The sequence below is a fragment of the Alphaproteobacteria bacterium genome, assembly GCA_017308135.1.
Classification (GTDB): Bacteria; Pseudomonadota; Alphaproteobacteria; order CACIAM-22H2; family CACIAM-22H2; genus Tagaea.
On the sequence record JAFKFM010000006.1, the window covers coordinates 634,208 to 657,576 of the forward strand.

The 23,369-nt window shown below is 64.7% G+C and carries 20 protein-coding genes, 1 tRNA gene and 1 riboswitch; of the genes, 4 read left to right on the top strand and 17 right to left on the bottom strand.

Going from position 1 to position 23,369, the window contains the following annotated elements; all coding sequences use genetic code 11:
* Window positions 1–3: 3 nt before the first annotated feature.
* The gene (locus J0H39_03405) at window positions 4–1,215 is read right to left on the bottom strand and encodes an aminotransferase class I/II-fold pyridoxal phosphate-dependent enzyme (protein ID MBN9495780.1); all 1,212 of its coding nucleotides are present in this window, start codon (window positions 1,213–1,215) and stop codon (window positions 4–6) included.
* Window positions 1,216–1,612: 397 nt separating this feature from the next.
* Between J0H39_03405 and msbA the strand changes: the two genes are divergently transcribed.
* Window positions 1,613–3,361 carry a lipid A export permease/ATP-binding protein MsbA gene (gene msbA / locus J0H39_03410; protein MBN9495781.1) on the top strand — a complete coding sequence of 583 codons (1,749 nt, stop codon included), beginning with the start codon at window positions 1,613–1,615 and terminating at the stop codon, window positions 3,359–3,361.
* Here the strand turns inward: msbA and J0H39_03415 are convergent.
* From J0H39_03415 to metZ, 5 genes are read right to left on the bottom strand one after another with little or no spacing between them, the layout of a single operon-like run.
* Window positions 3,342–4,175: an AAC(3) family N-acetyltransferase gene (locus J0H39_03415; GenBank protein MBN9495782.1), complete on the bottom strand. Its 834-nt coding sequence runs from the start codon at window positions 4,173–4,175 to the stop codon at window positions 3,342–3,344. The genes msbA and J0H39_03415 overlap by 20 nt on opposite strands.
* The gene (gene argE / locus J0H39_03420; GenBank protein ID MBN9495783.1) at window positions 4,154–5,329 is read right to left on the bottom strand and encodes an acetylornithine deacetylase; all 1,176 of its coding nucleotides are present in this window, start codon (window positions 5,327–5,329) and stop codon (window positions 4,154–4,156) included. The genes J0H39_03415 and argE overlap by 22 nt, the downstream gene beginning before the upstream one ends.
* A 7-nt stretch (window positions 5,330–5,336) precedes the next feature.
* Window positions 5,337–5,963, bottom strand: a complete 627-nt coding sequence (gene folE / locus J0H39_03425) for a GTP cyclohydrolase I FolE (GenBank protein MBN9495784.1) — start codon at window positions 5,961–5,963, stop codon at window positions 5,337–5,339.
* Window positions 5,964–5,977: 14 nt separating this feature from the next.
* Window positions 5,978–6,370, bottom strand: a complete 393-nt coding sequence (apaG, locus tag J0H39_03430; GenBank protein MBN9495785.1) for a Co2+/Mg2+ efflux protein ApaG — start codon at window positions 6,368–6,370, stop codon at window positions 5,978–5,980.
* A 58-nt stretch (window positions 6,371–6,428) separates the two neighbouring features.
* Window positions 6,429–7,655, bottom strand: coding sequence for an O-succinylhomoserine sulfhydrylase (gene metZ, locus J0H39_03435; GenBank protein ID MBN9495786.1), 1,227 nt, complete (start codon window positions 7,653–7,655; stop codon window positions 6,429–6,431).
* Window positions 7,656–7,729: 74 nt separating this feature from the next.
* Window positions 7,730–7,810, bottom strand: a riboswitch (SAM riboswitch).
* An 80-nt stretch (window positions 7,811–7,890) separates the two neighbouring features.
* On the opposite strand from metZ, the gene J0H39_03440 reads away from it, so the two are divergent.
* Window positions 7,891–7,964: transfer RNA gene (locus tag J0H39_03440), tRNA-Gly, on the top strand.
* Here J0H39_03440 and J0H39_03445 read toward each other — a convergent pair.
* The 10 genes from J0H39_03445 to J0H39_03490 form a co-directional block, all read right to left on the bottom strand.
* Window positions 7,930–9,555, bottom strand: a complete 1,626-nt coding sequence (locus J0H39_03445) for an ABC transporter ATP-binding protein (GenBank protein ID MBN9495787.1) — start codon at window positions 9,553–9,555, stop codon at window positions 7,930–7,932. The genes J0H39_03440 and J0H39_03445 overlap by 35 nt on opposite strands.
* Window position 9,556: 1 nt before the next feature.
* Window positions 9,557–10,654: an ABC transporter permease subunit gene (locus J0H39_03450; protein ID MBN9495788.1), complete on the bottom strand. Its 1,098-nt coding sequence runs from the start codon at window positions 10,652–10,654 to the stop codon at window positions 9,557–9,559.
* Window positions 10,651–11,571 (bottom strand): ABC transporter permease subunit, encoded by a 921-nt coding sequence (locus J0H39_03455; protein ID MBN9495789.1) that lies wholly within the window; start codon window positions 11,569–11,571, stop codon window positions 10,651–10,653. The genes J0H39_03450 and J0H39_03455 overlap by 4 nt, the downstream gene beginning before the upstream one ends.
* A 27-nt stretch (window positions 11,572–11,598) precedes the next feature.
* Window positions 11,599–13,191, bottom strand: coding sequence for a peptide ABC transporter substrate-binding protein (locus tag J0H39_03460; GenBank protein MBN9495790.1), 1,593 nt, complete (start codon window positions 13,189–13,191; stop codon window positions 11,599–11,601).
* 63 nt (window positions 13,192–13,254) lie between these two features.
* The gene (locus J0H39_03465; GenBank protein MBN9495791.1) at window positions 13,255–14,082 is read right to left on the bottom strand and encodes a carbohydrate ABC transporter permease; all 828 of its coding nucleotides are present in this window, start codon (window positions 14,080–14,082) and stop codon (window positions 13,255–13,257) included.
* On the bottom strand, window positions 14,079–14,954 hold the full coding sequence (locus J0H39_03470; GenBank protein ID MBN9495792.1) for a sugar ABC transporter permease: 876 nt from the start codon (window positions 14,952–14,954) through the stop codon (window positions 14,079–14,081). The genes J0H39_03465 and J0H39_03470 overlap by 4 nt, the downstream gene beginning before the upstream one ends.
* A 48-nt stretch (window positions 14,955–15,002) precedes the next feature.
* Window positions 15,003–16,298, bottom strand: a complete 1,296-nt coding sequence (locus J0H39_03475; GenBank protein ID MBN9495793.1) for an ABC transporter substrate-binding protein — start codon at window positions 16,296–16,298, stop codon at window positions 15,003–15,005.
* 15 nt (window positions 16,299–16,313) lie between these two features.
* Entirely contained in the window at window positions 16,314–17,348 is a 1,035-nt protein-coding gene (locus tag J0H39_03480) for an ABC transporter ATP-binding protein (protein MBN9495794.1), read from the bottom strand.
* 140 nt (window positions 17,349–17,488) lie between these two features.
* Entirely contained in the window at window positions 17,489–18,781 is a 1,293-nt protein-coding gene (locus tag J0H39_03485) for an ammonium transporter (protein MBN9495795.1), read from the bottom strand.
* Window positions 18,782–19,102: 321 nt separating this feature from the next.
* On the bottom strand, window positions 19,103–19,441 hold the full coding sequence (locus J0H39_03490) for a P-II family nitrogen regulator (protein MBN9495796.1): 339 nt from the start codon (window positions 19,439–19,441) through the stop codon (window positions 19,103–19,105).
* A 195-nt stretch (window positions 19,442–19,636) separates the two neighbouring features.
* Here J0H39_03490 and J0H39_03495 point away from each other — a divergent pair, with 195 nt between their 5' ends.
* On the top strand, window positions 19,637–20,869 hold the full coding sequence (locus tag J0H39_03495; GenBank protein MBN9495797.1) for a UbiH/UbiF/VisC/COQ6 family ubiquinone biosynthesis hydroxylase: 1,233 nt from the start codon (window positions 19,637–19,639) through the stop codon (window positions 20,867–20,869).
* 3 nt (window positions 20,870–20,872) lie between these two features.
* On the opposite strand, the gene J0H39_03500 is transcribed toward J0H39_03495, so the two are convergent.
* Complete coding sequence (locus J0H39_03500; protein MBN9495798.1) at window positions 20,873–21,271, bottom strand: hypothetical protein; 399 nt, start codon at window positions 21,269–21,271, stop codon at window positions 20,873–20,875.
* A gap of 106 nt (window positions 21,272–21,377) precedes the next feature.
* On the opposite strand from J0H39_03500, the gene J0H39_03505 reads away from it, so the two are divergent.
* Window positions 21,378–23,354, top strand: a complete 1,977-nt coding sequence (locus J0H39_03505) for a HAMP domain-containing protein (protein ID MBN9495799.1) — start codon at window positions 21,378–21,380, stop codon at window positions 23,352–23,354.
* The last annotated feature ends 15 nt before the right edge of the window (window positions 23,355–23,369 follow it).

Sequence of the window (23,369 nt, forward strand, 5' to 3'; positions counted from 1 at the left end):
ATGTCATCCAAGAACCTGCGCCATACGGGAGAGTGCCGCATCGCAGGTTTCGTAATCGTGAACGAGGGCGACGCGGATATAGGCGCGCCCCGTATTCGTGCCGTCTTTTTCCGGCTTGGTCAGATATTCGCCGGGCAGAACCTTGATCGCGGCGTCGCGCCATAGCTTGCGCGCGGCTTCTTCGCCGTTGCCGACTTCGATCCACAAGAACATGCCGCCCTTGGGCGCGTAGAAGCCGGGCAGCTTGCCCAGATGGCGCTGCGCCGATTCCATGCGCTGGGCATAGGCCGCTCGCGTCGCGATGGCGTGATCTTCCTCGGCCCACAACGCGGCCGACGCGGCCTGAATCGGGAAGGGCTGGGCGGCGCAGGAGAAGCTGCGCAGCCGGTTGAGCAGCTTGATCGTCGTGGGCGAGCCCACGCCGAAGCCCGATCGCATCCCGGCGGCGGAGCTGCGCTTGGACAACGTGTGGAAACACACGAGATTGTCGAGCGGATGGCCGTCTTTGCCCGGCCCCAGCGCCAACGCGGCCTGAAGCCCGCCTTGGGGGGCGGCCGGCGTGTAGTAGAGCTCGGCGTAGCACTCGTCCATCACGAGCAGGAAGTCGTATTTGCGCGCGAGGCCCAGCGCCTTCTTGATGTAGTCGATCGACGCGATGGCGCCTTGCGGATTGCCGGGGCTGCACAGATAGAACAGCGCCGTGCGCTTCAGCGTGTCTTCCGGGATCGCGTCGAGATCGGGCAGGAAGCCGGTCGCCTCGGTGGTGGTGAGGTAGACGGGCTCCGCCCCCGCCATCACCGCCGCGGCGTTGTAAACTTGGTAGAACGGATTGGGCATCAACGCGACGGGCTTTTGGCCGTTCTTGGCGCCGTTCACGGCCAGCTGGGCGACGATGAACAGGCCTTCGCGGGTACCCGCCACGGGGGCGATCTGCGTTTCGATATCGATCAGGTCGCGCGGCAGCGCGTAACGCCGGTCGAGCCAGGTTTTGATCGCCGTGCGCAATTCGAACGTGCCGATCACCGGCGGGTAGCCGTTCCACTTGTCGGCATGGTCGGCGATGATTTTGATCGCGAAGTCGGGCGGCTGGCCTTGCGGATCGCCGATCGACATGGCGACGGGTGCGATATTGGCCTTGGGCGTGATGTCGGCGATCAGCGCGTTAAGCCGCGCGAAGGGGTAGTCCTGCAACTGGTCGAGACGTTCGTTCAGCATTGCCGTTTTTATCCACAGGCCCCAGATTTAGCGCGCCGGACCCCGCCCGGATCGGCGTTCCCGATCAGGTACAAAGGTGAAACAAGCATAACAAGGCGACTCTTAAAGTACAAGTTTAAGAGCCCACCCTATACCGAGTCTTGGGGTTGGCCCCGGACTCGAAATCTAAATACCCGATTCGCCCCGAGTCGTTCGCATCGGCCCGAACCGGACGCGAACAAAACGGGAGAATAGCCTTTTATTCCTATGCATTAAGCGGCGTTAACCATGTTTCGGCCCGGCACAATATACGGTCCGATGGGAGGTCACCGTTTATCGGTGGGATTTCGCCGCAATTCCGTGGGATAAGCCCGATCCCGTGAGTATCCCGATCCTTGCCGACCAGAGCACGCGCGGTCTGCTGACCCGCCTCATCGCCAACCATGTGCGCCCGCATTGGGGCCGGGTGGCGCTGTCGATCCTGTGCATGGCTTTGGCCGCCGCCGCGACCGCCGCGAATGCTTGGCTGATGGAGCCGGTGCTCGACAAGGTGTTCGTCGCCCGCGACACGGCCATGCTCTACCTCATCCCGCTGGCGGTGATCCTGGCGGCGCTGATCAAGGGTGTCGCGACCTATTTCCAGGGCGTGCTGCTCAACTATGTCGGGCAGCGCATCATCTCCGATTTGCAGATCAAACTATTCGCGCAAGCCGTGCGCGCCGATCTCGCCTTCTTCAACGACAATCCCGCCGCGCGATTGGGCATCCGCCTGACGCACGACGTGGCGCTGATGCGCGCGGCGATCACCCAATCGCTGGTCGGTCTGTCGAAGGATTCGCTGACCGTCGTGTTCCTGGTCGCGTTGATGTTCTGGCAGGATTGGCGCATGGCGCTGATCGCCTTCGTGGTGTTCCCAATGGCGTTCCTGCCCGTACGCCGCATGGGCAAGCGCATGCGCAAAATCTCCAACAACACCCAGGTCGAAGTCGGCGCGCTGATGACGACGATCGACGAGGCCTTCCAGGGGATCCGCCATGTGAAGGCGTATCTCATGGAACACCAGGAGACGGCGAAGCTGCGCGCGATCGTCGAGCGCATCTTCGAATTGCTGCATAAAAACGCGCGCACGCGCTCCGCCGCCAATCCGATCATCGAAACGCTCGGCTCGATCGCCGTCGCCGCCGTGATCTTCTACGGCGGCTGGCAGGTGATCCAAGGCCAGACCACGCCGGGCACGTTCTTCTCGTTCATCACGGCGCTGTTGATGGCCTATCAGCCGATCAAGAGCGTGGCCAACCTCAACAACACGCTGCAGGAAGGCCTCGCCGCCGCCGCGCGCGTCTTCGCGCTCGAGGATATGTCGCCCAAGATCGTCGATCGCAAAGGGGCGGCCACGCTCGGCAAGGTCGCGGGCGAAATCCGTTTCGAAGGCGTCACCTTCTCCTATCGCGAGGATCGCAAGGCGCTCGATGGTCTCACCTTGCGCATTCCGGCGGGCAAGACGGTGGCGCTGGTCGGCCCGTCAGGCGGCGGCAAAACGACGATCCTCAATCTTCTGCCGCGTTTCTACGACGTCGATCACGGCCGCGTGACGCTCGACGGTTACGATATCCGAGACCTGACGCTGGATTCGTTGCGCGCCAACATGGCGCTGGTGACGCAGGAAACCAGCCTGTTCCACGATACGATCCGCGCCAATATTGGCTACGGCAAGCCGGGCGCCACCGACGCGGAAATCCGCGAGGCCGCGCGCATCGCCGGCGCGCTCGACTTCGTCGAAGCCTTGCCCGACGGTTTCATGACCGTGGTGGGCGAACGCGGCTCGAAGCTTTCCGGGGGCCAGCGCCAGCGCGTGGCGATCGCGCGCGCGTTCCTGAAGAACGCGCCGATCCTGCTGCTGGACGAAGCGACGTCGGCGCTCGACAACGAATCGGAGCGCTTGATCCAGCAATCGCTCGCCACGCTGATGAAGGGGCGCACGACGATCGTCGTGGCCCATCGCCTGTCGACCATCGTGGACGCCGACATCATCTGCGCGATCGAAGACGGCCGTCTGATCGAATTCGGCAGCCATGCCGAATTGCTGAATCGCGGCGGGCTCTACGCCAAGCTCCACGCGCTGCAAAGCTCGGCGAAGGACAAGGACGCTAGCGCCGCGCCGGCGTAACCGGTTCGTAGACGCGCAACACGGTGCGGAAAAGATCCGGCCCGCCGAATTTGCGCGATAGATACCGCAGCAATGGTGCGGCCTCGTACAGCGTCGCTTGCGTGCGGCCCAGCTTGCCGGTCTTCGCGAAATTCTGACGCTTGGCGGCGTCGAAGCCTTCGTCGTAGCGATGCTCGTCCTTGTCGTCGAGCAGGCGCACGCTGCGCACGAAGCTTCTGCCGTTCTCGCGCGTCCGGTAATGGCGCAGGATTATCGCGCGGCTGCGGGGCACAGCGTAGTAATCGGCGAGCGATCCGATCGTCAGCGTCGCGGTATCGACACCGAAATCCAGCACCTTGCCTTGCAGCGCGCAAAGCCGGTCGAGCGGCGAGTCCGGCCCCAGCGGATCGTCCCACGGCATCGGCTCCAGCAGCTTCACGGCCTGTTTGCCGGTGGCGGCGAAACGCGCGGCCGGGTGCGCCGCGATCTTCATGTCCGCATCGGCAATCACCGCGCGCGCGAATTCGCCCAAGCGGCCGCGCGGCGGGCCCTTCAACGGATCGAAGCCGTCGCCGCCGGCCATCTGGCGGCCCACGGCGATGCGTTGATCGGCCTCGGCGACATTGCCCGAAGTTTCGCAAGGCACATGGAACAGCAGCGTGCCGTTGGCGCCGACCGCGCGGCGCAACGCCGCGAGCACGCCTTTGGGGCCGTTCTCGACCGGAACCAAATCGCGCATCGCGACATGGGGAATAAGCACATCGCCCGGCCGCACGCCCAAGGCGCGCAGCTGTTCGGCAAGGGTCTCGATCCTCAGCGCGGGTTCTGCGCCCATCGCGCCAGTTTCTTCAGGAAGGCCTCGCACTGGGCGAGCTGGTCGCGCGTCGTGTATTCGTCGGTCTTGTGCGCGACGGCGATATCGCCGGGGCCGCAAATGACGGTGGAGATACCGGCTTCCTGGAATTGCCCCGCCTCGGTGCCGAAGGCGACGGCGGAAACGGTGTTCGCCCCGGTCATCTCGCAGGCGAGTTTCTGGGCCAGCCCGTCATGCTCCGGCTTGCAGGCGGGAATCCAGGCGTATTTCGAAACTTCGAAATGCGCCTCGCGCGATTCCTTCTTCATCGCCGCATCGATCTCGGCGGCTTTGGCGACGGCGCGCGCGTAAATCGCCTCGGCGTCGACGCCGGGCAGCGGACGCAACTCCCAATTCAGATGGCAATCGCGCGGCACGATATTGACCACGGTACCGCCGTCGATACGGCCGATGCCGACGGTCGTGTAGGGCGGATCGAAATCGATTCCCGGGATCGCGTGTTTCTGGCCGTCTTCGATCAATTCGCGCTGAAGTTCGTCGAGGAAAGCAAGAAAGCGCCCCATATGGACGATCGCGTTGCTGCCCAGATGCGGGGCGCTGGAATGCGCTTCCAGCCCGCGCGCATGGGCGATGTTGGAGCATATGCCCTTATGCGCGACGATCACGCGCATCATCGTGGGTTCGCCCACGAAACACACCGACGCGCGCGGCAATTCGCGCCCGAACAGCGCGATCGCATGGGGGGCGCCGAAGCAGCCGACTTCCTCGTCATACGAGAAGCAGAAATGGATCGGGCGTTCGAGCTTCAGCTTGGCGAATTCGGGGGCGAGGCCCAGCGCCACGGCGATGAAGCCCTTCATGTCCGACGCGCCGCGGCCGTAGAGCTTCCCGTCCTTCTCGGTCAGCTTGAAAGGATCGGTCGACCAGGGCTGGCCATCCACGGGCACCACGTCGGTATGGCCGGACAGGATCAAGCCGCCCTCGACCATCGGGCCGATCGTCGCGACCAGATTGGCTTTGGTGCCGTCTTCGTTGGGCACGACGCGCGCGGGAATGCCGAGTCCGGCGAGATAGCCGCGCACATCTTCGATCAGCCCGAGATTCGAATCCCGGCTGACCGTACGATGCGCGACAAGACGCTCCAGGAACGCGACCGAATTCTGCGCGGTGGTCATCGTGCGGTCAGCCGTTCGCGCCGTTGTCGCGCGGCGCCCCGACGATCGCCAGGAATTCGCGGCGCGTGGATTCGTTGTCGCGGAAGGCGCCGAGCATGCGGCTCGTCACCATCGACACGCCGGTCTTGTGCACGCCGCGCGTGCTCATGCACTGGTGCTGCGCCTGGACGACGACGGCCACACCTTTGGGCTGGAGCACTTCTTCGATCGTGTTGGCGATCTGGGCGGTCATCTTTTCCTGGATCTGCATCCGCTTGGCGTAGACGTCGATGACGCGCGCGAGCTTGGAGATGCCGACCACGCGCTTGGCGGGCAGATAGGCGACATGCACCGTGCCCAGGATCGGGGCGAGGTGATGTTCGCACACGCTTTCGAAGCGCACGTCGCGCAGCACGACCATCTCGTCGTAGCCTTCGGTCTCCTCGAAGGTGCGCTTCAGCAGCTCGACCGGATCTTCGTTGTAGCCGGCGAACCATTCCTCGTAGGCGCGCACGACGCGTTCGGGTGTGCCCAGCAGGCCTTCGCGCATCGGATCATCGCCCGCCCATTCGATCAACGTGCGGACGGCTTCCTGGGCGGCTTCGCGCGTCGGGCGCGCGCGCTTGGTAACGACGGATTTAAGGGCGGATTTCAAGGGCGGGGGTCCCTTCAGTTCAGTTTCGCGGTGAAATGCGGCGAGTCGAGCGAGAAGGCCGGCACTTCGATATCGAAGCGATCGCCGTCCGGCGTTTCCATCAGATACGTGCCGGCCATGATGCCCGACGGCGTGCCCAACGGCGTGCCCGACGTGTACTCGAAGCTTTGGCCCGGCTGCAAAATCGGCTGCTCGCCGACCACGCCAGCCCCCTTCACTTCCTGCAAGCGGCCCAGCGCATCGGTGATCTTCCAATGGCGCGCGCGCAATTGCACGGTCGCGGCCCCGAGATTCTCGATGCGGACGTGATAGGCCCAGACGTAATGGTTCTCGGACGGCGAAGATTGGTCGTCGAGAAACACCGGCTTGACGGTGACTTTGATGTCGCGGGTCGTGGCGCTGTACATGACCGGCGCACTATAGGCCGCGAAGGGGGGCCGGTGCCAGCCCCCCTCAAGCTTTGTGTTACCGCGCCTTACGGGCCGCCGCCAAAGCGCGTTCGATGTCTTCCAGCAAATCGGCCGGATCTTCGATCCCCACCGACAGGCGCAGGCTGCCGGGGCCGATGCCCAGGCGTGCCTTCTCCTCCGCCGGCAGACGTTGATGCGTCGTCGTCGCGGGGTGGGAGATCAGGCTTTTGACGTCGCCCAAATTGTTGGAAATGTCGATCGTCTGCAGCGCGTCCTGGAAAGCAAAGGCCGCTTTCTTGCCGCCCTTCACGTCGAACGCGACCAGCGTCGAGCCCGACTTCATCTGCTTGCGCGCGAGCGCGTATTGCGGATGCGATTTGAGGCCGGGGTAGTAGACGCGCTCGATCTCGCGCGCTTTCTCCAGCCGCTTGGCGACGATCAACGCGTTGCGCGTTTGCGCTTCCACGCGCAACGGCAGCGTCTCGATGCCCTTCAGCAGCACCCAGGCGTTGAAGGCCGAGAGCGTCGGGCCCGTGTGGCGCAGGAATGGCACCAGCGTCTCGTCGATCCATTTCTGGCGGCCGAGCACCGCCCCGCCCAGCACGCGGCCCTGGCCGTCGATATGCTTGGTGGCGGAATAGATCACCACGTCCGCCCCCAGCGCCAACGGCTTCTGATACATCGGCGTGGCGAACACGTTGTCGACGACGACGCAAGCACCGGCCTTATGCGCGAGCTTCGATACGGTTTTGATATCGACCAGATCGAGCATCGGGTTCGACGGCGTTTCCAGGAACACGGCCTTCGCGGGTTTGGACAGCGCCGTTTTCCATTGGTCGAGATCCGCGCCGTCGACCAGCACCGACTCGATGCCCCAGCGCGGCAGCAGCTCGGTCACGATGTAATGGCACGAGCCGAACAGCGCACGCGCCGAAACGATGCGATCGCCCGCCTTCAATTGGCAAGCGAGGGCGGCGAACACCGCCGCCATGCCCGATGCCGTGACCTTGCAGGCTTCGGCGCCTTCCAACGCGGCCAAGCGCTTTTCCAGCATCTGATTAGTCGGGTTGCCGAAGCGCGAATAGACGAAGCGCTGATCCTTCGGCGGCGTCTTCGACGAGAAGGCCGCTTCGGCGTCGAAGGCGCTGTCGTAGACGAAGCCCGAATTGAGATAGAGCGCCTCGCTCGTCTCGAACCATTCGGAACGGTGCGTGCCTTCGCGCACCACGCGCGTAGCGGCGCGCCAGGATTTGCGGATCGTATCGGACTTGTTGGCCGGCATCGGAAGAAACCCCCAAAACGACAAAACCCCGACCGTGGGATCGGGGCTTTCGGGCGGAACCGCGAGGGGTTCCGGGACTTCCGGCACCGACCTTTTAGCGGGAGGATTAACGTGACCCCGCAAGCCGGCCGGCCCAAATCGTCACGTGAGGGCGAAACTATTCCCGCCCCCGATTTCTGTCAAGCCGGACCGGCTTGCGAAAAACCCGAGCGCCGCCTATCTTCCCGGACGGTTCGCGGGTGTAGCTCAATGGTAGAGCAGAAGCTTCCCAAGCTTACGACGAGGGTTCGATTCCCTTCACCCGCTCCACTTTCCCCGTAAAAGCCGCCGCCAGCAGCCGTCGCGTGTAATCCGCGCGCGGGTTGGCGAGCAGCGTTTCGGTCGCCCCTTCCTCGACGATTTTGCCGTCCTTCATCACGGCGATCCGGTCGGCCATCGCGCGCACGGTGGCAAGGTCGTGGCTGACGAACAGATAAGCCAGGCCATGCCGCGCCTGTAGGTCGCGCAGCAACTCGACGATCGCCTTTTGGATCGTGCGGTCGAGCGCCGAGGTCGGTTCGTCCAGGATCACGAGCTTGGGCCGCAGCACGATGGCGCGCGCGATGGCGATGCGTTGGCGCTGGCCGCCGGAAAATTCGTGCGGAAAGCGGCGGCGCATTTCCGGGTCGAGGCGCACTTCTTCGAGGGCTGCGGCCGCGCGCGAATCGCGTTGCGCGGCGGTGAGCGCGGGTTCGTGGACGCGCAAGCCCTCGCTCACGATCTCGCCCACGCTCATGCGCGGCGACAGCGAGCCGTAGGGGTCTTGAAAGACCATCTGTAAGGTTTTGCGGATCGGGCGCATCTCGGGCTTGGTCAGCGCCAGCAAGGCGCGATCCTCGAAGCGCACCAATCCGGTCGCGGGGGCGAGGCGCACGATACTGCGCGCCAGCGTCGATTTGCCCGAACCGGATTCACCGACGAGGCCGAGCGTCTCGCCCGCGCGCAAGGCGATCGATACGCCGTCGACCGCCTTCACCGTCAGCGTTCTGCGGCCGAACATCCCGCGTAGGATTTCGTATTCGACGCGGATATCGTCGGCGGTCAGCACGATCGGCGCATCCGCCGCGATCGGCGCTTTCCGGCCCGCGGGCTCGGCGTCGAGCAATGCCTTCGTATAGTCGTGCTTGGGCGCCGCGAAAATTTCGGCGACGTTGCCGTGTTCGACGATCTCGCCGTTGCGCATCACGATCACGCGCTTGGCGAATCGGCGCACGAGACCCAGATCGTGGGTGATGAACGCGATCGCCATGCCAAGCTCGCGTTGCAGGGCGCCGAGCAGTTCCAGAATTTCGGCCTGGATCGTCACGTCCAGCGCCGTGGTCGGTTCGTCGGCGACCAGCAGATCGGGCCCGTGCGCTAGCGCCATCGCGATCATCACGCGCTGGCGCTGCCCGCCCGACATTTCATGCGGATAGGAATCGAGCCTTGCGGCCGCATCGGGGATGCTCACGCGGTCGAGCAACGCGGCCGCGTCCTCGCGCGCCGCGACGCGGCTGATCGGCTTGTGCCGGCGCAGCACTTTCACGAGCTGCGCGCCGATCGTGTAGAGCGGATCGAGCGAGGTCATCGGCTCCTGGAAGATCATCGCGACCTTGCGGCCGCGAAACTCGTCAAGCTGCTTCTGCGTGGCGCCGATCAGTTCGACGTCGTTGAGTTTGGCTGAGCCCGTCCCCGTTCCGTTGGCGGCGAGCAAACCCAACGCGGCCAGCATCGTCTGGCTTTTGCCCGAGCCGGATTCGCCGACGATGGCCAGCGTCTCGCCCTTGTCGATCGCGAAGGAGACGCGCTTGACCGCGTGCAACTCGCCCGCCCCCGTGCGGAAGCGGATATCGAGATCGCGAATGGCGAGGACCGGCGCCATGTCAGCGATCGCGTGGGTCGAGCGCGTCGCGCAACCCGTCGCCCAGGAAGTTGAGGCAGAACAGCGTCGTCGTCAGGAAGATCGCCGGGAACACCAGCAGATGCGTGTTGCCCTGGATGTTGCGCGCCCCGTCGGCGATCAACACGCCCCAGCTCGTCATCGGCTCCTGCACGCCCAGGCCCAGGAACGACAGGAAGCTTTCCAGCAGAATGACCTTCGGCACCAGCAGGGTCGTGTAGACGACGACGGGGCCAAGGGTGTTCGGGACAATATGCCGCGTGAGAATGCCCGTGGCGCTCACGCCGAGCGTTTCGGCGGCCGCGACGAACTCGCGGCGCTTCAAGCTCAGCGTCTGGCCGCGCACGATGCGCGCCATGTCGAGCCATTCGACCGCCCCGACCGCGATGAACATCAGCACGAAATTGCGGCCGAAAAACACGACCAGCATGATCACGAAGAAGATGAAGGGCAGGGAATAGAGCACGTCGACCGCGCGCATCATCAGCGCGTCGATGCGCCCGCCCGCGAAACCGGCGACGGCGCCGTAAACGACGCCGATGGAAATGGCGACGAAGGTCGCGAGCAAGCCGATGGCGAGACTGACGCGCCCGGCGATCAATGTGCGCGCCAGAAGATCGCGCCCGTTGCCGTCGGTACCGAAGAAGAAGTAATTCCGTTCCAACTTCACGTCGACGATCAGGCGCTTGCCGTCGTCTTCGCGCGCCGTTACGCGCGCCGCTTCGAACAGATCGGAGCGTTCGAAAAACGCGAGCGAACGTTCGTCGATGGCGCGGGGCGCTTCTAGTACGATCTTCAGCGTCTCGCCGTCGCGCGCGATATCCGTGGCGCGGGCGCGCAAGCGCGACGCGATGCGCTCGATTGCGGGCGCGATCAGATCTTCCGTGGGCTGGGCTTGCAGCGACGGCCGCACGCGCACGTAATCGGGATAGACGCGGTCATAGGCGTTGCCGCTCAGCATCGGGCCGAAGACGCAGGCGAGCGCCAGCAGAATCAGCATGGCAAGGCTCGCCGTCGCCGCCCGGTTGCGCCGCAGTCGCCGCGCCGCGTCGGCCCACAGCGCGTTTCCGGCGGCGCTCATTCGTAGCGCACGCGCGGATCGAGCAGCGCGTAAAGGATATCGACGATCAGATTGAAGACCAGCACGAACACCGCGACGACGACGACGGTACCCATCACCAGCGTGTAGTCGCGGTTCAAAGCGCCTTCGACGAAATAGCGCCCGATGCCGGGCAGGCCGAAAATCGTTTCGACCACGACCGATCCGGTCAGCAGCGCCGCCGCTGTGGGACCGAGATAGGACACGACCGGCAGCAGGGCGGCGCGCAACCCATGCTCGGCGACGTGGCGGGACCCGAGCCCCAGCGAGCGCAGCGTGCGGATATGGTCGGCGCGCAAGGTTTCGATCATCGCGGCGCGGGTCATGCGCGCGACCACGGCGATCTGCGGCAAGGCCAGCACGATCACCGGCAGGATCACATTTCGCAGCGCCCCGTTATTCCAACCGCCGACCGGCAGCCAGGCGAGCGTCAGTCCGAATATGATCTGCAGCACGGGGGCGACGACGAAATTGGGGATCGTCACGCCGGCGGTCGCGAAGCCGACGACCGCGTGATCGGCACCAGTGTTCTGGCGCATCGCGGCGAAGGCGCCGAGGCCGGCCCCAAGGACCAGCGCCAGAAGAATGGCGCCGCCGCCCAGCGCCATCGAGACGGGCAGCCCTTGCATCAGAATCTGCGCGACCGAGAAGTCGCGCATGAAGAAGGACGGGCCCAGATCGCCGCGCGCGAGATTGCCGAGATAACGCAGATATTGCTCGTGCAGCGGCAGGTCGAGACCGTAGGCGCGCTGCAAATTCTCCATGATCTTCGCCTCCAGCGGCCGTTCCAGATCGAACGGGCCGCCGGGGGCGAGGCGCATCAAGAAGAACGAGAGCGTGACGACGACGAACAAAGTCGGGATCGCGCTCAAGAAGCGTCGAAGAACGAAGCCGAGCATGCGGTCGTTTCCGGCCGCTTTGTCCGATCAGTTCTTGATCGAGACGTAACGCGACGCGTTGGCGCCGCGCAGATTGGGGATATAGCCCTCGACCTTGTTCGAAAGCAGGTTGCGGTTCGAATAGAACAGCAGGCCGACATAGGGATTCTCGCGCACGACGATCGCTTCGGCGCGGGCCAGGATCTGCGCGCGTTTGCCGAGATCGATTTCCTCGCTTGCCTGTTTCATCAAGCCGTCGAATTCCGGATTCGACCAGCGCGCGTAGTTGAAGCCCTTGTTGTCGCTTTGCAGCAGGAACAGGAAGTTCTGCGGATCGGAGTAATCGCCGATCCAGCCCGCGCGTGCCACGTCGAAATCGCCGCCGTCGCGCAGATGCGCGAAATGGGTGCGCGTATCGGTGTTGACGAAGGTGGTTTCGACGCCGATCTGCTTCCACATATCGGCGATCGCGACGGCCGAGGCGCGGTTGTTGTCGGTCGTGTTGTAACGGATTTGCACGCTCAGCTTCTTGGCCCCGGGCCCGAAACCCGCGGCGGCGAGCAGTTTCTTGGCCTCGTCCTCGCGGTCGATCGGCGACATCGCCTTGTAGTCGACCTCGACCGGAGTGGGCACGTAATTGCCGATGCCGGGCGGAATCCAGCCGAAAGCCGGCACCATCGTTTCCTGCCAAACCTGTTCGGCCAGGAACTCGCGATCGATCACCATCGACAGCGCGCGGCGCACGCGCACGTCGTCGAACGGCGCCTTCGCGGTGTTGAAGGCGAAATACCATGTGCCGAGATAGGGCGTGATCTTGACCTGATCGCCCAGACGCTGGCGCAGGAACTTGATCTGGTCGGCGGGAATGTCGGTCGTGACGTGCAACTCGCCCGCCAGGAAGCGGCGCGCACCCGCCGCCAGATCGGGATGCGGGATGAAGTTGACGATATCGACCTTCACCGCGCCCGCGTCATGGAAGGTCGGGTTCTTGGCGAGGCGGATATGCGAATTGGGCACGTTCTCGACCAGACGGAACGCGCCGTTGGATACGAGATTGCCGGGCTTCACGAAATCGGCACCGAAACGCTCGACCGTCGGGCGATGCACCGGGGCGCCGGTCTGATGCGTCAGCAATTCCAGGAAATACGGCGTGGGCCGCTCCAGATCGATGCGCAACGTGCGCGTATCGACCGCCTTCACGCCCATATCGTCGGCGGTTTTGCCCTGGCCCTTGTTGAAGGCTTCGGCGTTCAGGATGGGGTAAAGGATGTTCGCGTATTTGGCGCCGGTCGCGGGGGTCATGATCCGCTTCAGCGAATATTCGAAATCGCCCGCGACGACCGGATCGCCGTTCGACCAGCGCGCATTGGCGCGCAAGGCGAAAGTGTAGCTTTTGCCGTCGGGCGAGACCGTCCAGCTTTCGGCGACACCCGGCGCCACGCGGCCGCGCGCATCGTGGATGACCAGATTTTCGAACAGGTCGCGGATCAGATGCGCTTCGGCGACCGTCGAGGTTTTATGCGGATCGAGGGTCTCGGGATCGGCGTCGTAACCGCGATTGAAGGTCACCTGCGCCGACGCGGCGGAAGCCGCGAAGATCAGCGCAAAACCGCATGCGCGCAACGCCGTTCGAATGCCCATGGATCGCCCCTGTCCGTTGTTTATGACGGTCAGTTTGCCATTTCCCGGCGTTACGGAAAAGCGTCAGCGGATGCCCGCGCGCATAAAACTCTGGATGAACTGGCGCTGGAACAGCAGGAAGGCGATCAGCAGGGGCCCGCAGCTCATCAGTGTCGCCGCCGTGATGACCGACCAGTCGACACCCTGTTCGATCGCCGTGAACACCCGCAAGCCCACGGTCAGCGGGCGCGTCTCGACCGAGTTGGTGACGATCAGCGGCCACAGGAAATTGTTCCAGTGATAGCTGACCGAGACGAGCCCGAAGGCGATATAGGTCGGCCGCGCCAGCGGCACGTAAACGCGCCACAGCGTGACCAGCACGCCGGCCCCTTCCACGCGCGCCGCGTCGTCCAATTCCTTGGGCAGGCTTTTGAAGGTCTGGCGCAGCAGGAAAATCCCGAACGCCGAGGCGAAATAGGGCAGGCCGATGCCCAAAATCGTATCGACGAGGCCCAGCTGCGCCATGATCAGGTAATTCTCGACCAGCAGCACGTCGGGCATGATCATCAGCTGCACGAGGACGAGCGCGAAGGCGATGTCGCGCCCGATGAACTCGAACCGCGCGAAGGCATAGGCGGCGAGGGTGACGAGCACGAGCTGCCCCGCCAGCACCATCGTCACCAGCGCGAAGGTGTTGAGGAAGTAGCGCGCGAACGGGGCGGCGTTCCACGCCTTGACGAAATTCTCGACCGACAGCGGCGCCCACAATACGAACTTGGTCGCGTATTCCGGCGGGTGGAACGCGGTCCACACGCAATAGAGCAGCGGGGCGATCCAGAAGATCGCCAGCGCCCAGGCGCCGAAAGTTTCGAGCGCGCGGCCGAGCCCGCGCGGCGCCAGCGCGTCGCTCATCGGTAATGGATCCGCTTTTCGAGCACGACGAACTGGATCAGCGCGACGGTGCCGAGGATCGCGAGCAGCACGACCGTCAATGTCGCGGCATAGGCGACGTCCCAATAGCGGAAGGCGACGTCGTAGATCATCACCAGCAGCAGCATGCTCGCGTTGTTGGGGCCGCCGGCGGTCAAGGCCACGACGTGGTCGACCATGCGGAACGCGCCGATGATGGCGTTGATCAGCACGAACAACGTGGTCGGCATCAGCAACGGGAAGGTCACGCGGCGGAAAAAGGTCCAGCGCCCGCAGCCTTCGATCGCCGCCGCTTCGGCAAGGTTGGGCGGCATCGATTGCAACGCGGCCAGATAGAAGATCATGAAGAATCCGGCTTCCTTCCAGATCGTCATCACGATCAGGCAGCCGAGAACGGTGCCGGGTTCGCCCAGCCAATTCGTCGCGCGCAGGCCGAACAACCCGCGGATCTGATCGAACAGCCCGTAATCGGGTGTGTAGAAGAACAGCCAGATATTCGCGACCGCGATCATCGGCAGCACGGTCGGCGTGAAATAGGCGAGGCGCAGCCAGGTGCGCCCGGCGAGTTTCTCGTTGACCCACAGCGCCATCAGCATGGCCAGCGCGACGGAAACGGGAATCGTGCCGACCGCGTACCAGAAATTATTGATCAACGCCTGCCAGAAGACAGGGTCGTCGATCATGCCCTGGTAATTGTCGACGCCGACATAAACCGACGGGCGGTTGCGACGTGCTGTCGAATGGAACGAGTGATAGAGCGTGGCGATCGCCGGCCAATGCGTGAACGCGGCCAGCAGCACGAAGGCGGGACCCAGAAGCAGCCAGCCGTAGATCGTCGCTCTTGCTTTGCTCATGCGCGGGAAAACCGGGGCGGCGGCATCGATCCGCCGCCCCGTCGCTCCTTATCGCTGGAAGGGGCGCAGCAAGCGCTGGGCTTCGCGTTGCGCCTCGGCCATCGCGACCTGGGCGGGTTTGGTCCCCGTCAGGCCGGCTTGCAGACCGTCGTTCAACGCTTTGGTCACGCGCTGATTGTCGTGCGTCGACAATTCCGCCCAGGCGAGCGGCAATTGATCGCGCGCGACCGCCGCCGCCGGGAAGCCGGCGACATAGTCCTTCATGCGCTGGGTTTCGAACGCCGCCGGCGTCACGGCGACATAGCCCGTGTCGATGCCCCATTGCGCGGCGCGGTCGGGCTGCGTGACGAATTTCGCGAAGGCCGTTGCCGCCGCGCGTTCGGCCGCACTCGCCTTTTTGAAGACATAGAAATTGCCGCCGCCGGTGGGCGAACCGCCGCGCCGGCCGAACGGCATCATGCCCACGCCGAAATCGAATTTCGCGTTCGTGCGCACGTTGGTCAGGTTGCCCGTCGTCGTCCACATGATGGCGACCTTGCGCTCGAAGAAGTCGCGCGGCGTGGTGCCCCATTCGACGATGCCGGTCGGATGCACCTTGTGCTTCATCGACAGGTCCATCCAGTATTGCAGCGCCTCGACGACCTTGGGATCGTCGAAGAAGGTGCGCGTGCCTTCCGGGTTCATCAGGCGCACGTCGTTCTGCGTGGTCAGCGCCTGGAACAGCCAATACGGGAAGCCGGAGCTGGGGATCTGCATGCCCCATTGCGAGGTATTGCCCGACGCATCGCGCTTGGTCAGCTTCGTCGCGATCTCGATCTGGTCGGCCCAGGTCTTCGGCGGCACGTCCGGGTTCAGGCCCGCTTCCTTGAACAATTCCTTGTTCCAGTACTGCACGATGGTGGAGCGCTGGAAGGGAATGCCCCAGGTCTTGCCCTCGGCCTGGCTGTTTTCCATGAACGCGGGATAGAAGCTCTTGATCCACGCCTGATCCGAATCGTCGAACGGCACGATCACGTCTTCGTCGATCAGCGTGAACATGTCGGTCGACAGCAGGATCGCGAAATGCGGGAAGTCGTTCGACTTCAGCGCCGTCAGCGTCTTGGCGATCGTGTCCTGGTACGAGCCCGTATAGATCGGTTGCACCTTGATCGACGGATTCTCGCGCTCGAAATCGGCGCACATCGTGTCGATCAGCTTGGTGATCGGGCCGCCGACGGCGACGGGATAGTAGAAGTTGAGGCGCGTCTGGCCTTGCGCCAATGCCGGGGCCGCCAGCTTGGCCGTACCCGCCAATGCCAATCCGCCGGCGACGAAGCCGCGACGGCCGAATTTCGAAACGGTCATTTGACTCTCCCTTGTCTATGCCGGCGGGTCGGCGACCCGCCGCCCCGTCCGATTATCGAAGATATGTTGCGCTTCTTGTGTCCAGGCGAGGCCGATGGCCGCACCCGCTTCGATTCTGGCTTTGCCGGGAACGCGCGCGACCAAGCGGCCCGCGCCCTTGCGCGCGGCGACCAGCGTGTCGGCCCCCAGATATTCGATCGATTCGACCCGCGCTCGCACGGCACCCGGCGTTTCGGCCGGCACAACGATGATATCTTCGGGCCGCACGCCCAAGGCGCCCGCCCCGCCTTGCGCGTCGGCGATGCGCCCGTCGTCGTCGAGATCGACGACGTTCATCGGCGGCGTGCCGATGAAGCGCGCGGCGAAGATCGTCGCGGGATTGGCGTAAAGTTCGTCGGGGGCCGCGTCCTGTTCGATTTTGCCGTCGCGCAGCAGAACGACCTGATCGGCCATGGTCATCGCTTCGACCTGATCGTGGGTGACGTAGATCATGGTCATCGACAGGCGGCGTTGAAGTTCGCGGATTTCGAGCCGCATTTCGTGGCGCAATTGCGCGTCGAGATTCGATAGCGGCTCGTCCATCAAACACACCGGCGCCTGCGCGACGATCGCGCGGCCCAGCGCCACGCGCTGCTGCTGGCCGCCGGAAAGCTGGCTCGGTTTGCGGTCGAGAAGTTTGGCAAGACCCAGCAATTCGGCCGCGCGCTCCAGCCGGCGCTTGCGCTCGGCCGCGTCCACGTGGCGCACTTCAAGACCGAAGCAGATGTTCTGCGCGACGCTGAGATGCGGGAACAGCGCGTAGCTTTGGAACACCATCGCGATGCCGCGCTTGGCGGGCGGCAAACCGGTCACGTCCTTGCCGGCGATGCGGATGCTGCCGCCGGTCGGCGTTTCCAGCCCCGCGATCAGACGCAGCAAGGTGGATTTGCCGCAACCCGACGGGCCCAGCAGAACCGCGAAACTGCCCGCTTCGACTTTGAACGACACGCCGTCCAGGGCTTTGGTCGTACCCCAATGACGCGCAAGATTCTCGACGACGACGTCCGACATGAACTCTCCCCGCGTCGGACGTTAGCGAACCCCGATTGCGGTTTGGAGTCATATTTGTGACAGCCGGGCCCCGCTCCAAACGAAACGGGCCGGTCTTGCGACCGGCCCGTTCGTAACGTCCGTCCCTTGCGGGAAGGGTGTTACTGCACGCTTTCGCCGTGCAGCGACAGGTCGAGACCGTCGCGCTCGGCTTCTTCCGAGACGCGCAGGCCCACGATCGCGTCGACGATCTTGAGCAGGATCAGCGAAGCCACGCCCGAGTAGATCATCGTGGCGACAGTCGCGTAGACCTGGATCATCAACTGGCCGGGGTTGCCTTCCAGCAGGCCGGTCAGGCCTTCCGGCAGGGCTTCCGTCGCCGACAAGGCACCGGCGGCGAGAACGCCCGTCAGCAGCGCGCCGACGATGCCGCCCACGCCGTGCACACCGAACACGTCCAGCGAGTCGTCGTAGCCGAGCGACTTCTTGAGCGAGGTCGAGGCCCAGAAGCAGATCACGCCCGCGACCACGCCGATGACCAGCGAACCGCCGGGCGTCACGAAGCCCGCGGCCGGGGTGATCGCGACGAGGCCGGCGACGGCGCCCGAGATCACGCCCAGGACCGACGGCTTGCCGCGCGTCGCCCATTCGGCGAACATCCACGCCAATGCGGCGGCACCCGTGGCGACTTGCGTGGCCAGCATGGCCATGCCCGCACGGCCACCGGCGGCGGCGGCGGAACCCGCGTTGAAGCCGAACCAGCCCACCCACAGCAGCGAAGCGCCGATCACGGCCAGCACCAGGTTGAACGGCGAGAAGTTCTCCGTGCCGTAGCCCTTGCGCTTGCCGATGACGATCGCGGCCACCAGGCCCGCGATGCCGGCGTTGATGTGCACGACCGTGCCGCCCGCGAAGTCGAGCGCGCCCAGCGCGAACAGCCAGCCATTCGGATGCCAGACCCAGTGCGCGACCGGCGCGTAGACCAGGATCGACCACAGGCCGATGAACCACAGCAGCGCCGAGAACTTGAAGCGGTCGGCGAAGGCGCCGCAGATCAGGGCCGGCGTGATGATCGCGAAGGTCATCTGGAACATGACGAACACGACTTCCGGGATCGTGAAGGCGACCGCACCGTCGCCCGAACCCAGCGTGAAAGGCTTGTCCCAGGTCATGCCCGACAGGAAGACGCGCGAGAAATCGCCGATGAAGGCGCCGCCTTCACCGAAGGCGAGCGAGTAGCCGACGACCATCCACAACACCGAAATCAGCGCCGTGATCGCGAAAGACTGCATCAGCGTGGCGAGCACGTTCTTCTTGCGCACCATGCCGGCGTAGAACAGCGCGACGCCGGGAATGGTCATCATCAGAACGATGGCGGTGGAGGTGAGCATCCACGCCGTGTCGCCCGTATCGATCTTCGCGTCGTCCGCGAAGGCCGGTCCGGCGAAGCCCATGAACGCCGCCGCCGCAAGGGCGCCGAGCGTCGCAAGGCGGTTGGTGTTGGTCATTGTCGTCTCCTGGCTTGCCCGGACTCGACCGGGACGTTTGAAGCTTTCTTGCGGCACCCGTTGGCCGGGCGGCGACTCATAGAGTCAAGAATCGTGCCAGGGAGAAAGCGGCCTTGTGCGACGCACAAATCGCGGATTTTTTCGATAATTCAAAGGCCTGAGTCTATGCCGCGAAAATAGGCCGGACTCGATCCCAAATCCCTAAAATGACGACGGCCCGCGATGCGGGCCGTCGAAATGCCTATTTTTTAGACGAAGTGCGGAAGATTAGAGCGCTTCGGCGTTCGTCTCGCCGGTGCGGATACGCACGGCGTGGCTGACATCGAGCACGAAAATCTTGCCGTCGCCGATCTTGCCGGTGTTGGCCGATTTCTGGATCGATTCGACGACCCGCTCAACCAGCGAATCCGTCACGGCGATCTCGACCTTCACCTTCGGCAGGAAGCTGACCGAATACTCGGCGCCGCGATAGATTTCGGTCTGGCCCTTTTGACGGCCGAACCCTTTGACCTCGGTGACCGTCAGGCCCTGTACGCCCAGCGCGGTCAACGCCTCGCGCACTTCGTCCAGCTTGAATGGCTTGATGATCGCGACGACCATTTTCATCGGAGTATCCCTTTCCCTCGGTGCTTGCCCCGGATTTGCTGTCCCGGGGGCATTGCTTTCCCCGGCATGCTGGGCGGAATGGTTCAAAAATCATGCCGCATTGCGAATTGCCGTGGCAAATGAAATCGCCCCGCGACGTGGCGCCGCGCCCGGAATCGCTGATACGGGCCCGCCGGTTCTGCTAGAAAACACGCCATGTCGAACGTGATCGAAACCGATGTCGCGATCGTCGGCGGGGGCTTGGTCGGCCTGACGCTGGCTTTGGCCTTGGCGCGCGGCGGGATCGCCAGTGTCGTCGTCGATCCCGAAGCGCCGGCGATGCGCGCGGCCGACGCGTTCGACGGCCGCGCCTCGGCGATCGCGCTTGGCTCCATGCGCGTGCTGCAAGGCATCGGCTTGTGGCCTTCGATCGCGCAAGACGCGTCGCCCATCCGCGACATTCGCGTGTCCGACGGCGATTCCTCGCTGTTCCTGCATTACGACCATCGCGAAATCGGCGACGAGCCCTTCGGCTATATCGTCGAAAACCGCTTCACGCGCCGCGCGCTTTACGCGGCGTTGGCGATGGAGCCGCGCGTCAAGCTGATGGCGCCGGAAAAAGCGCTCGACGTCGTTTCGCACGCGACGCATGCGGATGTGGCGCTCGCCTCGGGACAAATTTTGCGCGCGCGCTTGGTCGTCGCCTGCGACGGCCGCCCGTCGCCGTTGCGCAAGGCCGCGGGCATCGGCGCCGTGCGCTGGGATTACGCGCAATCGGGCATTGTCTGTTCGATCCGTCACGAAAAGCCGCATGACGGAATCGCGCATGAGCGTTTCCTGCCGGCGGGACCTTTTGCGGTGCTGCCGCTCAACGACGCGGCCGACGGCACGCATCGTTCGTCGATCGTGTGGACGGAAAAATCCGAGCTCGCGAAACTATTCGCGGCTCTGCCCGAAGACGAATTCTGCGACGAGATCCACGAGCGTTTCGGCTGGGGTCTCGGCAAAATCGAACTCGCCGGGCCGCGCTGGGTCTATCCGCTCGTCTTCGTGCAGGCGAAGAAATTCTTCGAAGGCCGCGTGGCGCTGGCGGGCGATGCGGCGCACGGGATTCACCCGATCGCGGGCCAAGGTTTCAATCTGGGCTTACGCGACGTGGCCGCCTTGGCCGAAGTGCTGGTCGAAGGCCAACGCTTGGGGCTCGATCCCGGTTCGGCCGAACGCTTGGACGCCTATGCGCGCTGGCGCGGCCTCGATACGGTCAGCATGTCCGCCGTTACCGACGGCTTGCTGCGCCTATTCTCCAACGATATCGCGCCGATCAAACTCGCGCGCGATCTGGGCCTTGCCGCCGTCCAAGCCGTGCCGCCGTTGAAGCGGCTGTTCATGCGCCACGCGATGGGCACGGTCGGCAGTCTGCCGCGGCTGATGCGCGGCGAACCGCTTTAGCGATCAACGCGGCGGCAATCTTTTCTGATCGAGGTCGATTTCGGGCGCGTCGCTTTTGGGCGGCGTCACGTCTTTCATTTCGCGCGGGCCCCAATCGCCGCGCTCCCCGAATTGGACCGTCTGCACGCGGATCGTCGTGGCGTTGCGCGCCGCTTGGCGCAGCATGAAGCCGGCGAACACGATCAACGCGGCACCCGCGAACCACACCCACGCCAAAAGAAATGTGCCGAACGCTTCCAAAAAACCGAGCACGGATCGGGCGATGGCATCGCCGCCCAAAACGCCGGCGAACCAGCGCAGCAAATCGCCGCCCAGCGCGATAACCCCCCAGAAACCAAGGCAAAGCAGGGTCCACAGCGCGAAGGCGGTGACGGCGAAGCTGGAAACGAAACGCGTGAGCATGGCGGCAATATAGGTGCGCCGAAGCCGTCATGAAAGCGGGTGCGTTAGCGTCCCTTTAACCCGGCGGATGGAATCCTCCGTGCGACAACTTCAGGAGACTTCGTACATGTCGATCGGGAAGAAACTCGGCTCGCTCGCCGCGCGGCTGATTCTGGCGTTCGTCGCCGTCGCGCTGCTGTCGTCGGCCACGCTGTTCGCGATTTCGTTCTACGATCGCAAACAGGCGGACGAAACATCCGAATTGCGCGCCATCGACCAGGCGCAGATCGACGTGATGGAGGAGCTGGAATCGCAAGTCGCGGTCGTCCGCGGGGTCGTTTCGGCGCTCGCTGCCAATCCGATTCTCCGCGATGCGCTGTTGCGCAAGGACCGCGACGCGGCCGCGGCCCTCTCGAGCGAAGCCTTCGCCCTGACGCGCGAAGGCGCGGGCATTTCGACCATCACGTTGATGACGGCCCCGGGTATCGCTTTCTATCGCGCGCACGCCCCCCAGAACTTCGGCGACGACGTGACAAGCCGCCGCCGCACGGTCACGGAGGCCGTCCGTGACGGCCGCTTATCCTCCGGTCTCGAGGCCGGCCGCGACAATATGAGCGTCTTCGCCACCGCACCGGTCAAGGACGGCGACAAAACGATGGCCCTCATCGATTCGGGCATTTCGCTGGCCCAGCCTTTTGCCGAGCGGATCAAGCGCAAGCTGGGCGTCGATGTCGCCTTCCACATCGCCGAGGGCGATAAGTTCGCCCCGCTGGCGGCGACGCGCGCGGGCGGCTCGGTCCTGACGCCCGAGGAGTTGAAGCGCGCCATCGGCGGGCAGAACGTCCTTCGCGAGATCACCGCCGGCGATCGCACGCTGCTGGTCCGCGCCGAGAAGCTCGTCAACAAGGCGGGCACGAATTTCGGCGTGACCGAAATCGTCAGCGACATCACGGATCGCCGTGCCGCCGCCGCCGCCGCGCGCCTGCAGCAGATTCTGGGCGCGCTGGCGGTCATGGCGGTGGCGATCGTGCTGGGCGTATTCATCGCGCGGCGCATTTCCAAGCCGATCCTGTCGCTGACCGTGGCGCTCGACACGATCAAAGACGGCAAAACCGATCTCGACGTGCCCGGCACCGCCCGCGGCGACGAAATCGGCCGCATGGCAAAATCGGTCGACGTGCTGCGCCAAGCGCTGGTCGAGGTCGAGCGCTTGCGCGCCGAAGCCGAAGCACATGAACGGCAAGCCGAACGCAAACGCCGCGAAGAAGCTTTGGCGTTGGCCGATTCCTTCGAACGTTCCGTCGGCAGCGTGGTCAGCGCCTTGTCGCAAGCTGCGTCCGTGCTCGACGATTCCTCGAAGGGCATGAGCGACACCGCCGCCGCCACGGCGCGCGAGGCGGAAGCGCTCAGCGGCTCGACCGAACAAGCGGCGACCGGCGTGCAGACCGTGGCGGCCTCGGCCGAGGAACTCTCCGCCTCGGTACGCGAGATCGCGGGCCGCGCGTCGAGCTCGGCCGCCAAAAGCGGCGAAGCCGTCGAACAGGCGCGCACCGCGACCAAGACGGTCGAAAGCCTGGTCGAAGTCGCCGCGCGCATCGGCGACGTCACCAAGCTCATCAACGATATCGCGTCGCAAACCAATCTTTTGGCGCTCAACGCCACGATCGAAGCCGCGCGCGCGGGCGAGGCGGGCAAGGGCTTCGCGGTCGTCGCGTCGGAGGTCAAAAACCTCGCCGGGCAAACCGCCAAGGCGACCGAGGAAATCGCGCGCCAAATCGCCGAGATCCAGGGCGCGTCGGACGGCGCCGTCGTCGCAATCCGCGGCATCGCGGGCACGATCGACGAAATCTCGTCCATCGCGGCGGCGATCGCCGCGGCCGTCGAAGAACAAGGGGCCGCGACCGGCGAAATTGCGCAGACCGTGCAGCGCGTGGCGAGCGACACGGCCGAAGTCTCGCGCGGCGTGACGGGCTTCAGCCAGTCGGCGGCGCATACCGGCGACGTCGCGTCGGGCGTGCGCAAAAGTGCCGGCGACGTCGCCGCACAGACCGAACGTCTGCGCGACGACGTGAAACGCTTCCTCGACGGCGTGCGCGCCGCCTAAGCCCCAACGAAAAAC

What these genes read in the sequence shown, in the direction of transcription:
- J0H39_03455 (MBN9495789.1), bottom strand. Translation starts at nt 11,571, where the DNA reads ATGCTCGGCTTCGTTCTTCGACGCTTCTTGAGCGCGATCCCGACTTTG.
- J0H39_03460 (MBN9495790.1), bottom strand. Translation starts at nt 13,191, where the DNA reads ATGGGCATTCGAACGGCGTTGCGCGCATGCGGTTTTGCGCTGATCTTC.
- argE (MBN9495783.1), bottom strand. Translation starts at nt 5,329, where the DNA reads ATGACCACCGCGCAGAATTCGGTCGCGTTCCTGGAGCGTCTTGTCGCG.
- J0H39_03480 (MBN9495794.1), bottom strand. Translation starts at nt 17,348, where the DNA reads ATGTCGGACGTCGTCGTCGAGAATCTTGCGCGTCATTGGGGTACGACC.
- J0H39_03415 (MBN9495782.1), bottom strand. Translation starts at nt 4,175, where the DNA reads ATGGGCGCAGAACCCGCGCTGAGGATCGAGACCCTTGCCGAACAGCTG.
- J0H39_03470 (MBN9495792.1), bottom strand. Translation starts at nt 14,954, where the DNA reads ATGAGCAAAGCAAGAGCGACGATCTACGGCTGGCTGCTTCTGGGTCCC.
- J0H39_03485 (MBN9495795.1), bottom strand. Translation starts at nt 18,781, where the DNA reads ATGGGCTTCGCCGGACCGGCCTTCGCGGACGACGCGAAGATCGATACG.
- J0H39_03490 (MBN9495796.1), bottom strand. Translation starts at nt 19,441, where the DNA reads ATGAAAATGGTCGTCGCGATCATCAAGCCATTCAAGCTGGACGAAGTG.
- J0H39_03505 (MBN9495799.1), top strand. Translation starts at nt 21,378, where the DNA reads ATGTCGATCGGGAAGAAACTCGGCTCGCTCGCCGCGCGGCTGATTCTG.
- J0H39_03445 (MBN9495787.1), bottom strand. Translation starts at nt 9,555, where the DNA reads ATGGCGCCGGTCCTCGCCATTCGCGATCTCGATATCCGCTTCCGCACG.
- apaG (MBN9495785.1), bottom strand. Translation starts at nt 6,370, where the DNA reads ATGTACAGCGCCACGACCCGCGACATCAAAGTCACCGTCAAGCCGGTG.
- J0H39_03450 (MBN9495788.1), bottom strand. Translation starts at nt 10,654, where the DNA reads ATGAGCGCCGCCGGAAACGCGCTGTGGGCCGACGCGGCGCGGCGACTG.
- J0H39_03500 (MBN9495798.1), bottom strand. Translation starts at nt 21,271, where the DNA reads ATGCTCACGCGTTTCGTTTCCAGCTTCGCCGTCACCGCCTTCGCGCTG.
- J0H39_03475 (MBN9495793.1), bottom strand. Translation starts at nt 16,298, where the DNA reads ATGACCGTTTCGAAATTCGGCCGTCGCGGCTTCGTCGCCGGCGGATTG.
- J0H39_03405 (MBN9495780.1), bottom strand. Translation starts at nt 1,215, where the DNA reads ATGCTGAACGAACGTCTCGACCAGTTGCAGGACTACCCCTTCGCGCGG.
- J0H39_03495 (MBN9495797.1), top strand. Translation starts at nt 19,637, where the DNA reads ATGTCGAACGTGATCGAAACCGATGTCGCGATCGTCGGCGGGGGCTTG.
- J0H39_03465 (MBN9495791.1), bottom strand. Translation starts at nt 14,082, where the DNA reads ATGAGCGACGCGCTGGCGCCGCGCGGGCTCGGCCGCGCGCTCGAAACT.
- metZ (MBN9495786.1), bottom strand. Translation starts at nt 7,655, where the DNA reads ATGCCGGCCAACAAGTCCGATACGATCCGCAAATCCTGGCGCGCCGCT.